17 protein-coding genes are annotated in these 13,056 nt (G+C 39.6%); 5 read left to right on the top strand and 12 right to left on the bottom strand.

Features of this window, described 5'->3' with window-relative positions; all coding sequences use genetic code 11:
* Positions 1-15 precede the first annotated feature (15 nt).
* Entirely contained in the window at positions 16-894 is an 879-nt protein-coding gene (locus tag BFP77_RS16150; protein WP_180272378.1) for a DMT family transporter, read from the top strand.
* On the opposite strand, the gene BFP77_RS16145 is transcribed toward BFP77_RS16150, so the two are convergent.
* From BFP77_RS16145 to panB, 4 genes are read right to left on the bottom strand one after another with little or no spacing between them, the layout of a single operon-like run.
* Positions 878-1,408 carry a DUF4252 domain-containing protein gene (locus BFP77_RS16145; protein WP_099575074.1) on the bottom strand — a complete coding sequence of 177 codons (531 nt, stop codon included), beginning with the start codon at positions 1,406-1,408 and terminating at the stop codon, positions 878-880. The two genes, BFP77_RS16150 and BFP77_RS16145, sit on opposite strands and share 17 nt — an antisense overlap.
* A gap of 34 nt (positions 1,409-1,442) precedes the next feature.
* Positions 1,443-2,141, bottom strand: coding sequence for an RluA family pseudouridine synthase (locus BFP77_RS16140; RefSeq protein ID WP_099575073.1), 699 nt, complete (start codon positions 2,139-2,141; stop codon positions 1,443-1,445).
* A 6-nt stretch (positions 2,142-2,147) separates the two neighbouring features.
* Positions 2,148-2,651, bottom strand: a complete 504-nt coding sequence (gene lspA, locus BFP77_RS16135) for a signal peptidase II (protein WP_257213003.1) — start codon at positions 2,649-2,651, stop codon at positions 2,148-2,150.
* A 6-nt stretch (positions 2,652-2,657) separates the two neighbouring features.
* On the bottom strand, positions 2,658-3,476 hold the full coding sequence (panB, locus tag BFP77_RS16130) for a 3-methyl-2-oxobutanoate hydroxymethyltransferase (RefSeq protein ID WP_099575072.1): 819 nt from the start codon (positions 3,474-3,476) through the stop codon (positions 2,658-2,660).
* 132 nt (positions 3,477-3,608) lie between these two features.
* Here panB and BFP77_RS16125 point away from each other — a divergent pair, with 132 nt between their 5' ends.
* Positions 3,609-4,073 (top strand): 3-methyl-2-oxobutanoate hydroxymethyltransferase, encoded by a 465-nt coding sequence (locus tag BFP77_RS16125; RefSeq protein WP_099575071.1) that lies wholly within the window; start codon positions 3,609-3,611, stop codon positions 4,071-4,073.
* A gap of 29 nt (positions 4,074-4,102) precedes the next feature.
* Here the strand turns inward: BFP77_RS16125 and BFP77_RS16120 are convergent, their stop codons facing one another.
* On the bottom strand, positions 4,103-5,146 hold the full coding sequence (locus tag BFP77_RS16120) for a ThuA domain-containing protein (RefSeq protein ID WP_099575070.1): 1,044 nt from the start codon (positions 5,144-5,146) through the stop codon (positions 4,103-4,105).
* A 161-nt stretch (positions 5,147-5,307) separates the two neighbouring features.
* Between BFP77_RS16120 and BFP77_RS16115 the strand changes: the two genes are divergently transcribed.
* Positions 5,308-5,832: a hypothetical protein gene (locus tag BFP77_RS16115; protein ID WP_099575069.1), complete on the top strand. Its 525-nt coding sequence runs from the start codon at positions 5,308-5,310 to the stop codon at positions 5,830-5,832.
* A gap of 76 nt (positions 5,833-5,908) precedes the next feature.
* Here the strand turns inward: BFP77_RS16115 and BFP77_RS16110 are convergent, their stop codons facing one another.
* The 5 genes from BFP77_RS16110 to BFP77_RS16090 all read right to left on the bottom strand — a co-directional run bounded on the left by BFP77_RS16110 (position 5,909) and on the right by BFP77_RS16090 (position 9,642).
* On the bottom strand, positions 5,909-6,352 hold the full coding sequence (locus BFP77_RS16110) for a hypothetical protein (protein WP_099575068.1): 444 nt from the start codon (positions 6,350-6,352) through the stop codon (positions 5,909-5,911).
* 20 nt (positions 6,353-6,372) lie between these two features.
* Positions 6,373-6,909: a hypothetical protein gene (locus BFP77_RS16105; RefSeq protein ID WP_099575067.1), complete on the bottom strand. Its 537-nt coding sequence runs from the start codon at positions 6,907-6,909 to the stop codon at positions 6,373-6,375.
* A gap of 503 nt (positions 6,910-7,412) precedes the next feature.
* Entirely contained in the window at positions 7,413-8,186 is a 774-nt protein-coding gene (locus BFP77_RS16100; RefSeq protein ID WP_099575066.1) for a TIGR03915 family putative DNA repair protein, read from the bottom strand.
* Between the two features lie 5 nt (positions 8,187-8,191).
* Entirely contained in the window at positions 8,192-8,374 is a 183-nt protein-coding gene (locus BFP77_RS16095; protein ID WP_099575065.1) for a hypothetical protein, read from the bottom strand.
* Between the two features lie 5 nt (positions 8,375-8,379).
* On the bottom strand, positions 8,380-9,642 hold the full coding sequence (locus BFP77_RS16090; RefSeq protein WP_099575064.1) for a putative DNA modification/repair radical SAM protein: 1,263 nt from the start codon (positions 9,640-9,642) through the stop codon (positions 8,380-8,382).
* A gap of 97 nt (positions 9,643-9,739) precedes the next feature.
* Here BFP77_RS16090 and BFP77_RS16085 point away from each other — a divergent pair, with 97 nt between their 5' ends.
* Positions 9,740-10,507 (top strand): XRE family transcriptional regulator, encoded by a 768-nt coding sequence (locus BFP77_RS16085; protein WP_099575063.1) that lies wholly within the window; start codon positions 9,740-9,742, stop codon positions 10,505-10,507.
* Here the strand turns inward: BFP77_RS16085 and BFP77_RS16080 are convergent.
* A complete protein-coding gene (locus BFP77_RS16080) occupies positions 10,504-10,938 on the bottom strand; it encodes a GNAT family N-acetyltransferase (protein ID WP_099575062.1) in 435 nt (144 codons plus the stop codon). The two genes, BFP77_RS16085 and BFP77_RS16080, sit on opposite strands and share 4 nt — an antisense overlap.
* Before the next feature lie 309 nt (positions 10,939-11,247).
* Here BFP77_RS16080 and BFP77_RS16075 point away from each other — a divergent pair, with 309 nt between their 5' ends.
* Positions 11,248-12,318: a transporter substrate-binding domain-containing protein gene (locus BFP77_RS16075; RefSeq protein WP_180272377.1), complete on the top strand. Its 1,071-nt coding sequence runs from the start codon at positions 11,248-11,250 to the stop codon at positions 12,316-12,318.
* On the opposite strand, the gene BFP77_RS16070 is transcribed toward BFP77_RS16075, so the two are convergent.
* Entirely contained in the window at positions 12,315-13,022 is a 708-nt protein-coding gene (locus BFP77_RS16070; RefSeq protein WP_099575060.1) for a hypothetical protein, read from the bottom strand. The genes BFP77_RS16075 and BFP77_RS16070 overlap by 4 nt on opposite strands.
* Between the last annotated feature and the right edge of the window lie 34 nt (positions 13,023-13,056).

The following is a 13,056-nucleotide window of genomic DNA, read 5'->3' as shown; positions in this document are numbered from 1 at the left end:
CAAGAGATTGTAGCAATGAAGTGCCATAACTTCTCGCACATATTGGAAATTAATCTGGCCATGGTATTTATAGGCACTTCTGGTGCTTTGGGCAGGTATGTGGAACTTCCCGTTCCCGTAACTATTACTTGTAGAGGGCTTCTCGCATTTTTACTGCTCTACATCTTTTGTAAGTGGAAGAAGATTTCACTTAACGTAAATCGTAAGGACCTCCCGGTAATCATATTAAGTGGACTATTGATGGGATTGCACTGGGTAACCTATTTCTATGCGCTGCAATTATCCAATGTTGCTATTGGGATGCTATCTTTGTTCACATACCCCGTTATCACCGCCTTTCTAGAACCTTTGGTCTTAAGGACGAAATTACAATGGATGCATTTGCTGTTGGGAGCTCTTGTCATTAGCGGAATTTATTTTCTAGCACCCAACTTTGATATTAAAGAATCGAACACCATCGCCATTGGTATTGGAATTTTCTCTGCTTCCTGCTATGCGTTACGGAATCTGGTGTTAAAATCACAAGTAAAAAAATACCATGGTTCTATGCTTATGGTCTATCAAGTAGCTATTGTGGGTATGGCCCTATTACCGTTTTTGTTTTACACGGATATCACTATAGTCTTGGGACAATGGAAGGGTCTTTTGGTGCTCGCGCTATTAACTACTGCCATTGGGCATACCTTATTCCTCATGACCTTTAAGCACTTTAGTATCACCACGGTGAGTATTCTAAGCAGCATACAACCCGTTTACGGTATAGTAATAGGAATTATCTTCTTAGGGGAAATTCCGGAACTAAGAACTGTTCTTGGAGGTATACTGATATTGGCCTCGGTGGTTATCGAAAGTTTTAGGGTAACGAGAAAACCTAAACTTACTGTTCCGGATTAATACTCGGTGTGCCACTTCCAAATTGATTCAATAGTCCTTCTCCAAGGGTCTCAAATTCATTGTTCTTGGCCATGTCCCTAACCTTTACAGGATCAAAGTTACCATTGAAGTAAAGAAAGGAACCATTCTGATTGTTATTGTTATATATCAAAATTTCCTTTACCGTATTTTTCTTCTCCCGGATGGAAACCACATTTCGTTTTAACTCGTCATTTTTACGATAGACCTCAATGAACGAATTTCCGGTTATACCGTTCATCTGCTTATTTAAAAACTGCGTTCGGGCAGGTGTGGCGCTAGGGAACTGCATATATCGTAAATCTCGTGTATTTCCGACTAGGGATTGCATTTCAGGAGAAATATTACTGATGAGAGTAAGCATAAATTGCGGTACCCGAACGGCGGTAACCTGGTTATCGTTTTTATGGGCGTTGTAGAAGGTGTCAATGGAATTATAACTTCCGCAGCCGGATATTAGAACTAATAGGAGTAGGGCACTTAATTTTCGTATCATGGTTATGTGTTTCGTGTGCTTAAAAATACGAATATTAAGAACATGCATCCCAAATAGGGTCTTTGGGTAACGGAGCAATAATGGTCAAGGGCTCTTTCTTCACCGGATGTATCAAATGCAACTTTCGCGCATGAAGATGAATACTTCCGTCAGGATTACTGCGGTCGGCACCATATTTTAAATCTCCTTTGATAGGACTTCCTATCCCCGATAATTGCGAACGTATTTGGTGATGCCTTCCGGTTTTAAGGTCAACCTCCAGTAGGTAATAATTATTTAATTCCTTTATCAACCTATAATCTAGAATGGCCTTTTTACTTTCAGGCACTTCGTTCTTATGCGCATAGGATTTGTTCTGCTTAGGATTTCTCTTAAGCCAATGTACAAGGGTATCTTCTGTTTTTTGGGGAAGCTGTTTTACAATCGCCCAATAGGTCTTTTCAGCACCTCTTTCTGCAAAAAGTTTGTTCAGTCTAGGAAGTGCTTTGGATGTTTTGGCGAATACCACAATACCTGAAGTTGGTCGGTCTAAACGGTGCACAACGCCCAAATACACGTTGCCTGGTTTGTTATATTTCACTTTAATATATTCTTTGACCACCTCACTCAAGGGCGTATCGCCTGTTTTATCGCCCTGTACGATATCTCCAGGTCGTTTGTTGATTACAATGAGATGATTATCCTCATGTAGCACCTGAAGATTCTTAGGGTTTGAATGTAGATTTTTTGGCACTATGTTCTAGATGGAAAGTTTTTTATGGGTAATACTTAAGAGTAATAGTAAAAGCACCCCAAACGTAACGGATACATCCGCCATGTTAAAAATACCGGTTTTCAACACACCCAATCGTATTTGAAAAAAATCGGTTACGGAACCGTAATAGATGCGATCTATCAAATTACCGATACCACCGCCGATAACGAAGGCAAACGCCACAATAAGCAAAATATTTAAATCGGTCTTGATTAGTGTTCTGTAGAGCAGAATAATCAATACCACTAGAGGTAGCCCTTGTAAAAGAATTTTTTTGACCAGGGGAGGGAAGTTTTCTCCAAAGCCCAACATGGCACCTTTGTTCTCAATATTGGTAAGAATAAAGTGATCGTCGATAAGTTCAATATAGTCCTTACTTCTTACGTTATTGCGCACCGCTTCCTTTGATATTTGGTCACATCCAATATTCAGAAGCACTAATATGATGATGTAAAAGCGGGACATGAACGGTTTCCTTTTCAGTTCCATGAACCTTTAATATTGTTCGTCGTCATTAGGGAAATCCCTGCTTTTTACGTCTTTTACGTAATTGGAAATAGCATTTCCCATTTCCTCGTAAAGGTTCATATACCTCCTCAAGAATCGAGGATTGAATTCATGGGTCATCCCTAATAGATCATGAATAACCAATACTTGTCCGTCCGCATATTTCCCTCCACCGATTCCAATGGTAGGAATTGTAAGGCTTTCAGAAACTTTCTTCGTCAATTCCGCAGGTATTTTTTCCAGTACCAGACCAAAACACCCTAATTTCTCCAGCATTTTAGCATCTTCCATGAGTTTTTCGGCTTCTTCTTCCTCTTTTGCCCGAACCGTGTAGGTTCCGAACTTATAAATGGATTGTGGCGTGAGGCCCAAATGTCCCATAACGGGAATACCAGCGGCAAGAATACGTTTTACGGACTCTTTGATTTCAGCACCACCTTCCACCTTAACGGCATGGGCACCGCTCTCCTTCATAATACGGATAGCGGAACGCAAGGCCTCCTTCGGGTCACTTTGATAGCTTCCAAATGGTAAGTCTACCACCACCAAGGAACGATTTATAGCCCTTATGACCGAGGACGCGTGATAAATCATTTGGTCCAAGGTTATGGGTAGTGTGGTCTCATGGCCCGCCATAACGTTACTGGCGGAGTCCCCGACCAGAATAACGTCTACGTTGGCGGCATCCACTATTTTGGCCATGGAATAATCGTAGGCCGTGAGCATTGAGATTTTCTCTCCGTTCTTTTTCATGTCCACCAAGGACTTTACGGTAACTCTTTTGTATTCTTTTTTAGCTATGGACATGCATTAAAATTTATTGCTGCTAAAAATAAGGAGTTTTAGTGAGAATATAGGTTTTCCTTTTGCACGAACGCGTCTGTATTTTTCATATAGAATATCCTTATTTTTAAAGTATCGTTCTAAAATAGAGAAACTATGAAACCACTACTACTCGTTCTTTGTTGTCTTTTTTCTGTCATGGCAGCAGCGCAAGATGGTCAAGAAGCAGTGAAAAACACCATAAAGGACTTCTTTAAATCGTTTCATGCACAAGATTCCGTAGCTATGAAAGCTACAGTTTCGAGTACTATTGTACTACAGACTGTCGGAGCTAAAAAGGATGGTAGTCAGTATTTACGGACCGAAAATTTTGACGATTTGGTACGCTCCATTACCAGCATACCGGATTCCGTACAATTTGAAGAGCGAATTTTGGACTATTCCATTCAGATAGACGGTGCTATGGCGAATGCCTGGACGCCTTATGAATTTTGGTTGAATAACGAGTTTCATCATTGTGGTGTCAATTCGTTTCAGCTTTTCAAGGAAAAGAATACTTGGAAGATTATCTATCTCATCGATACCAGAAGGAGGGAAGGCTGCCAAAACACCTCCGAGTAAAGCTTATTTCACGTTCACCAGAAAATAGGCTACTCGCTCCACTTCCGAAATGCTGTTTTCTCCGAAGTTGGAAAATCGCTCGGCACCTCTTGGGTTACCTTCCCGGTAGCCGCCCATTCTGCGCCACGTTGTAATGTCGTGATAAAACCGACACATTCCATGGAATAGTCAAAATGGCCTAGCGTCGTGTGAAAGACCCTACCTTTTCCGTAATTAATGGTCATTAACATGGGCACATGTTGCCCCAGACCCTTTACGCTCTCATTCCATGGCGGGGCATTCTTTTCAACATCAGCATAGGCGGTGGCCAATATGGTGGCATTTTTAAAAGGTCCTCGCATGCGCTCATACAGTTCATCCTGGGTGTGCATCCATTTAATCGGTAACCCTTTCATGATAGGATGTTCACTTGCTCTAGTAGTCAGTTCAAATTCATATTCCATTCCGTGGGAACCACAGACCCCATCGGTACTGTCGCGCACCACTTTACCCGCTTCGTTGTAATAGAAATAGGGGCCCGAACTCGCATCACGGCCTCCCCAGGCACCAAGACCGATCATGTTGTTGTATTCATCCCAGTCGCCAAAAGAATTATTCGCCGCGTGTACTACCATAAGTCCGCCGCCATTTTTCATGTAGTCCTCAAATGCCGTTCTTGTAGCTTTAGGCCACGAGGCAGCATCCAAACCCAAGTTGGTTACCACCAGGTCATACTTGTCGAAGTCCATACTGAAATCCGATGTTTTAATCGGGTCGTGGGAAATGGCGTAGACCGCATTTCCTAAAGGATATTTTTCTATAAAGGAGGTGTAGGGTTCCGGTCTGTTCTCATTGTATTTTATACCTAACCAAACAGAATCCATCCTATGGATGTCTACCTCGAATAATTCCGTTTCTTCCAAGTAGTCCTGCATCATTCGGGTAGTTTTTGGCCAAATGTAGTGGTTGTTCTGTCCGTCGATGATAAGTACTTTCTGTTTCACTAGAGTTTCCGGTTTAGGACCTTCTTTCTTTTGTTCGCCACAGGCGGTCGCTAAGAGTGCAAGTAAAAAGAGACTAGTGAATGTTTTCATGAGAGAATCGTTTGTTATGCATCAGGCAAAAGTTTAAAAATAGTTGAAATATTAAAATGGAACAAAAGCGGGATTCAAATTTCTTGGGCAAAGCGTTTTATAATCTTGGATTTGTATACCGCAGCTTTTACATTTGTTAAAGAATTTTAAATGATAATTACATGCAAATATTAGGAATAGGCTCTAGAATAGACCATTCGGAATACGGGAAAGGAGTGGTTACCAATGTCTCCACAAAGTACTATTGGGTAACGTTTATGGACGGTGGACTGGAAACCATAGCCTTGGATAGCGATTTTGAAGTAGTAGAAGCGGTAGAAGGGGAGGTGGATACGGTTAGCTTTTTTGATGTAGAAAGCTCCTTGGTCCAAATTTTAGAAAAATGGAGCGATACCCATGAGAAAGTGGCTATCGCCGATAAGTGGAAGGGCGGAAAATTAATTCTGGAACCGGGTGATGCCTTGGCCAATAAGGAACTCCCCATTGATAGCTTTTTTCATAAGATTGTGATGGTACGCGACCGTATCCGGGTTATGGAACAAAAAATAAACAGTAGTAAGAACTTGGACGACCAAGAAAAGATAGATCTCCAGCAGTACATTACACGTATCTACGGAAGTTTAACCTCTTTTAATGTACTATTTAAAAATAAGAGCGACCATTTCGTTGGGGAGCGGAGTAAGTGATTTAATGTGGATTTCGGTATCCGCTCCAAGCTATAAGCTATATACCTTATTGGTAGTAATTGTTTTTTATTGAAGGTTATATATCACAAACATATTCGTGTTTAATTTCTTTCATTATTTGTAGATAATCCACAATATATTTTCTCTTTATTTTTTCAACATTCTTTAAATATCTAACCAACATTGTAAATGTTAGAGTTTCTTCTTTTTTTGATAATAATTCTATGTCTTGAGCTAAAAATATATTACAATAACCACGATGACAATCATTTATCTCGAAAAAGATATAAGCCTTTAGTAAAATTGCTTTTATAAATTTTCGATCGATTTCTAAACATCGATTGCACAATGTTAAGGAACTATGAAAATCATTAATTTTAATTCTAATTTTAGCTTTTTTATAATTTTCATATTTACAATAGGAATAATTTACTTTTAGATTTTTATCGACTAAATTTAATTTTTTAGGCTTTCGTTCAAATTGTAATATTTTTCCTCTATTAACCAACGCAATAATCAATTATATATCTTTCTGTTTGTTTAGTCATTTTTCCCTTTGAAGTATTCCTCCCGTTCTTTATTCGATGCATTTTTTAGAAAACTTTCTTCTAATCCTCTTAGGTTTTTTTCAAATGGTGTTTCGTTTTCCAATTTCCATTTATCAAAATTGTTTTGCTTATTATATTTATTGGCAGTAGATATAAAAAATGTAGATAAGAATATCAATAAAATTGAATATACTAAAGCAATCCAGTTAAAACCATCATTCCAAATACCAATTATTCCAGAAATTGAAAAATATCCTGCAAGAATGGTTATGATCCATAACGCAAAGTTCGAATTAGGGGACAATTTCATTATTGCGTTAGTTAAAAGTGATGTAATTGAATATAGTATACTGTAAGTAAACAATAATATTGAAATACCTCCAAAAATCCAAAAAACAATTTTCCAAAAACTTGTCAAACCAGAATAAAAAATGATAGCGTAAGAAAATAATAAACCAAGTAAGAAATAAATTATTCCAACTGTAATTATCGCAGAAATAATAAAAAGGAAATATTTTAAAATCTTCATAGCTAATTTTTATTTTTCAGTTTGCAAATTACTGCCAAAGATTGGATAAGTGATGTTTCTAGTGCATTTATCCGCTGCTAACGAAGTTAGAATTTTACTTTATTCGTTTCAAGAGCATTCCTACGCAGTTATTCCTCATTTATGAACAGGTAGGAGGACTAATTATTTTTACTCATTTACACCCTTCGACTCCGCTCAGGGTACGGTTGTAGAACTATACCCGTTGTACATTTCGGCTTGTTTCCTAAGTACGGATGTCACTTCGAGTGATTTTCGCGACCTTTTCTGGGGCGAAAATATTATCGAGAAGCTTTCGTGTCCCAAAAGGCGATGGCCTGATCGAAGCAAAAGCGTTCTCGATACACTTGATTTCACAATGAAATTATTGTAAAATCAAGCACTCGAACTGACATTTTAAAAATTAGTTTCTATAATTCACAATAATTTGACTAACTCAATTTCTTCTAACGTACCCTGAGCGGAGTCGAAGGGTGCGGGTTTAACTAACTCACTTTCTTCTCCGACAAATACTTCCAATACCGCTTAGGCACATGCTGTGTATGTAACTTTTTATTGATACGGGATTTAATATTGGTACTTTGGAAGTAGTTGTTCCAAAGTTCTTGATAATTGTACTCTTCATTAGTAAAGATGGTTTTTCTTTTTATACTGTTTACATGGGCATCTTGTAGGTCTAGCGAAATCAGCTCTACACTTTGCAAATTATAGAACAGACCGTATTTTCGCTTTAGGTCATAGATAATCCATTGTTGGTCCGCATACCTGGAACGAAAATGTTTGGAGATCAAGGGCAATACATCAAAATCAGGCTCAATATTCGCAAAATAGATTTCGTCCTTGGTCAATTGAAAGCGTACAAAAGCCTCCATACGGTGTTTTTCCCTGCCTACGCGGTGTGCCAGTTGGTTTATCTTAAGCACGGCATCATCGGAGAAATCCGTAGCCTTATTTTCTCTGCTTGCCATCAGTTTTTGAATGTAATTATAGAGTAGGGGTTCTATCCCTTTTTGCTCGCTCAGAAAAGCGAAATAGATACTTTTTATGGCATTGTTGCTACGCCCACGAATACCGTTCCAGACCCTTTTGGCCTTCTCAACGTTAGTGAATATGGTTTCCGTTTCCGTAAAAAGTCCGTTCTGTGCCTGACCCTTACGTTGAATATCGGCCTGAGCAATTTTTTGTTCAAAGCCTATAAAAACAGCGGTTAAAAATCCATTGAAACTACCGTCGTAAATTAATGTTTTTGAAGTGTTCATATTCGTTAGGATTTAGAGTAAAACAAAATGATTTTTCTTTTTAGGGTATAGGCATATTTCTTGGCCCTACTTTTAAAAACGACATACTGATAACCGGTGTTTAGAATGGTATTTCGGCTACGTTCCAGAAACCTAAATTTGGTACTAATCTTACCCATACCTTTCCAAGTGCTATCCGCGTATTCCATGCTGTTTAATTAAATAATGATAATTGACTACTATACTGATTCCTGAACTTTCCCGAGGAGTTCTGCAGAATCATTCCTTTGATACGGTCCGCATCCAAATCCCTTCGTTCCCAATTAGGTGAATCGCAGAGGATAAAGAATTTAGCACGGTTAAGGGCCACCCCCATTTTCTTAAGGTGTTCCCAGTTCAATTTTCTAAATTTTCTTCCTTTAATAATCTTGCTCACAGAATACATTCCAATGCCCGGAATACGGGCCAACAGGCGTTTGTCCGCCGTATTAATATCCACGGGAAAATGGTTCAAGTTGCGTAGCGCCCAGCTCAACTTCGGGTCCACCTCAATATCCAGATTGGGATGGGCATCGTTCAAGAGTTCATTAACGGCAAAGCCATAAAAGCGCAACAACCAATCTGTTTGGTACAATCTATTTTCCCTTAGCATAGGAACTTGAGTGCCTATGGCCGGCAATCTTTTGTCATCCGCTACGGGTACATACCCGGAGTAGTATACCCGCTTCATATTGTAATTCTTGTAAAAGTGCGTGGCGGAGTACATAATGTCCTTGTCAGATTCTCCTGTTGCACCTACAATCATTTGTGTACTTTGCCCCGCTGGTGCATATTTGGGGGTACTGCGGATAAGTTTCTTTTCGGACTTATAGCGCACAATTTCGTTTTTCACCTTCAGCATCGGCTTTAAAAAGTCCTCATGCTTCTTATCGGGAGCCAATAGTTTAAGGCCGGAAATAGTGGGGATTTCTATGTTGACCGATAAACGGTCCGCATACAATCCGGCCTCATACATTAATTCATCACTGGCACCGGGAATGGACTTTAAATGGATGTATCCGTTAAAATTCTCTTCCTCCCGTAGTTTTTTGGCCACGGCAACCAGGCGTTCCATGGTGTAATCGGGACTTTTAAAAATCCCTGAACTTAAAAACAAACCCTCGATATAGTTTCTACGGTAAAAATTGATGGTCAAATCCACCACCTCCTGAATTTTGAAAGCGGCACGTTGTACATCGTTGCTTTTTCGGGTGACACAATAGGCACAATCAAAAATACAATGGTTGGTCAGCAATATCTTAAGTAGTGATACACACCTACCATCTTCCGTATAGCTATGACAAATGCCCATTACCGTGCTATTGCCAAGGCCTTTGTTCTTATTGGTACGGTTACTGCCGCTGCTGGAACAGGAAACATCGTATTTAGCCGCATCGGCCAAAATATTCAATTTCTCTTTAACACGTTCAAAATTCATCGTACTTGTATATATTCCAAAAATATGGATATATTCCTAATTATGGAAATATTCCAAATAATATTTTGGATATAATCCATATTTAGTATATTTGAGTATGGAAAATGAACTCACTTTAAAACGATTTACAGCTATTAGACGGGAATTGGGATATACGCAGGCAGAATTTGCCGCTCTTATAGGCGTGTCCAATACCACCGCGGATATAGAACGTGGTCGTACCAAACTCTCCGGAAAAGTGGTTTCCGAACTTTTAAAACAGTTCAAGATAAATCCGCTCTGGTTGTTCGGGGAGAGTGAGCAACAATATTTGGAAACTTCCAATACTAGTGTTATTCCTAAAGTAGTTACCGTAAACGCGGCCGAGAACGAGAATATGGTTTTGGTCAATGCCAAGGCGGCGGCCGGTTATCCGCAGAATATTGCGGATACCAGTTGGTACGAGCAATTGCCTGCCTTTGATTTGCCTATTCCGGAGTTCAGAAATGCGACGTACAGAGGTTTTCAGGTAGAAGGGGATAGTATGTTGCCCAATCTGCATCCCGGGGAATGGGTCTTGGCCAGGGCCATTGAACATATAGATTATGTGAGTGCCAATAAAATGTATGTGGTGGTCTTACAGGATTCCGTAATGGTAAAAAAGATAGAGAAGCGTCCAAATTCCAATAACATTACATTGGTTTCGTTAAATGAAACCTATCCGCCCTATAACATCAAACCTTTTCAGATTCAGGAAATTTGGGAAGTAAGTAGTAAGATAACCTTTAATGTAGACGCAACAACGGACAGTGGTTTACTGCGCCAATTGCAGGAATCCATGCAGGAGTTAAAGAATCAACTGCAACATGTAAAGAAGGTGGATTAATCATTCTCCATCTTTTTAACGTACAAGCCGCTGCTCTTAAGAGTGAACCCTAGACTTTTATACAGACTGATGGCGGCCGTTCTGTGGTGACCACTGAACAGAAGCACATCGTCTAGTTTTCGTAAACGGGCTTGCTCCAATAGTTTTTCCATCAATTTTCTACCGATTCCTTTTCCCCGATACTCTTCAGAAACCACAACATCTTCAATCATACCCTTATAACCTGACACCACCTTATAATTCGCCATCATGGCAATTCCCACTAATTTAGGTCCATCAAGACAACAGGCAATATCTATGGCATCTGACCGCTTTAAAATAGTGGTTAAATGTAATTGTCTTAATTCCGCATTCAGTTGCAGGTAAAGCTGCGATAGTTGCGTTTGTAATTCTTGAGAAATATCCTCTTTTCCGAGTAGCTTTATTTCCATTTTTTTAGTTTGATATTTAAAAGTATACTTTTTTAACCTTTTAACTAAAACAAGGCGGCAGTTCCAGTGATTTTTCAGAAAGTTATAAAGCAAAATTGTTCCCGAAGCTTCGGGACAGAACCATTTTATGGCTCAAGGGGTTCTCGATATACTTGATTTTCGATTGGAAAAAATCGAAAATCAACCTCTTGAACTGACATTTTCGTATAAAATTTTTAAATGCACAATGGTTATTTATTAGGTTTTGATGTATTTCCGTTACACACTAAAAAACGTATATTTAATTGCAAAATAGGAATACTTAAGGCTATGAGCAGATTATTATTGGCTTTGTTATATTTCATCGGTTTCGTGGCGAGCGGTCAGGTTACACGCGACACCTTGCTCGTTGGCTATACACCGGCAGCTCCCTTTATTGTCAAAGAGGGTAAAAACTTGGAAGGCCTTAATATTTGGCTGTGGAAAGAGGTAGCGAAAGATTTAGAGCTGAAGTATACCCTGGTTCCCATGAACTTCTCGGACATGTTGGATTCTTTACAAACGGGAGGTATCGATTTAAGTATTAATCCATTGACCATTACTAGTGATCGTAGCAGGAAAATGGAGTTTACGCATTCTTTTTTCGCCTCCAATGCCACTGCGGTCGTTGCCGAAGTATCTTCTTTTGAAAAGTTGATGGTCTTTTTGAAAGGATTTTTCAATGCCAATTTCCTTCGAGGACTTTTGCTGCTATTGCTCATCATCTTTATTTTCGGCTTTTTAGGGTGGTTGTTTGAACGAAAAGAAAATCCGGAGACCTTTAGGACCGGACCAAGGGGAATTTGGGACGGTATATGGTGGTCCGCCGTAACGCTCACCACCGTAGGTTATGGGGACAAGGCTCCACAAACAAAACTTGGTAAGGTTTCCGCTTTGGTACTAATGTTCGGGGGCTTGTTGTTTATCTCCGGACTTACGGCAAGTATTGCCTCTAGTTTAACGGTGAACCAGCTTAACAATAACCCCGATGGATTTAATGAGTTTAAGGAGCGAAAAGTGGGTACGGTAGCCAAATCGGGTACGCGAACGTTCTTGGCAGAACATTTCTTTAAGAATGTAAAAACTTATCCTGGGGTAGTTGCGGGCCTAATCGATTTGAAAAAAGGAAAAATTGAAGCTTTTTTATATGATGAACCTATTTTAAAATATAGAATCCAGAAAGATTCCAGTTTGAACGACCTAGAAATCCTTCCTCTAAAATTCGATGTGCAATTGTATGCTTTTGGGCTACCCAAGACCCATACTGCGTTGGAACAATTAATCTCGCAACGTATCCTGGATATCAAGGAAACCAAGGAGTGGGAGATCGTGTTGAACGAATTTGGTTTGGTTGAGCTTTAGCGGTTATAGCCCCTAACATCTCCCATAGAAAGCTCAAGAGGTCCCAGCTTGTGGGTTTTTGGTAAATAAGCCCCACTTTCCATAATGGCCCAATCGTCCCAAGTGGCTTCAATACCACCGATAGGTATTATTTTCACCCACATTTTATAACTTTTAGGGAATCCGTTGGGTTGCAGGACCCATAAATAGGAATCCCCCGGTGTAGAACCACCCGATGCGTAGGTAACCAACAGACCACTTAAACCATCTTCTAAGGGTACAATACTGCGCTCTGTTCCGTTGTCGAATACTTTGTAGGGCGCCACTAACCAAAAAGAATCGTTGTTAAAATAATCCAACGCATCTGCGATAATGGACGCACTTTCATTCTCGTTCAAACGTTCTTTATCCTTAAAGACAAGGCTAGATTTTGTTGAGATTAAATCCAATTGAACCAAATAGTTATCCCACTTTACCTCAACCATAGCTTTTTGTTTGTCCCATTTGTACTTATGGGCCCCTCCTTGAAAAGACCATTCCAAAAAACGTGTCTGTTGATAGGTTTCATAATTCAGGGAGTTCAACATTTTTTGGGCTAGCGCATCAGCCTCAGGACCTGATTGCCCTTCAGGTAATTTTTCGTTGTAGACGAAGTAGAGACAGGCAAAACCAACGATGAGCAACACTAAAATTACCCCTAAGATTTTTAATAGTTTACGAATCATAACTAATTTTCTTCATAATGGTTTTTGATACCTG

The sequence above is a fragment of the Maribacter sp. 4U21 genome (genome assembly GCF_002742365.1).
In the GTDB taxonomy this organism is placed as follows: Bacteria; Bacteroidota; Bacteroidia; order Flavobacteriales; family Flavobacteriaceae; genus Maribacter.
This window is presented reverse-complemented; position numbering and strand designations above follow the sequence as displayed.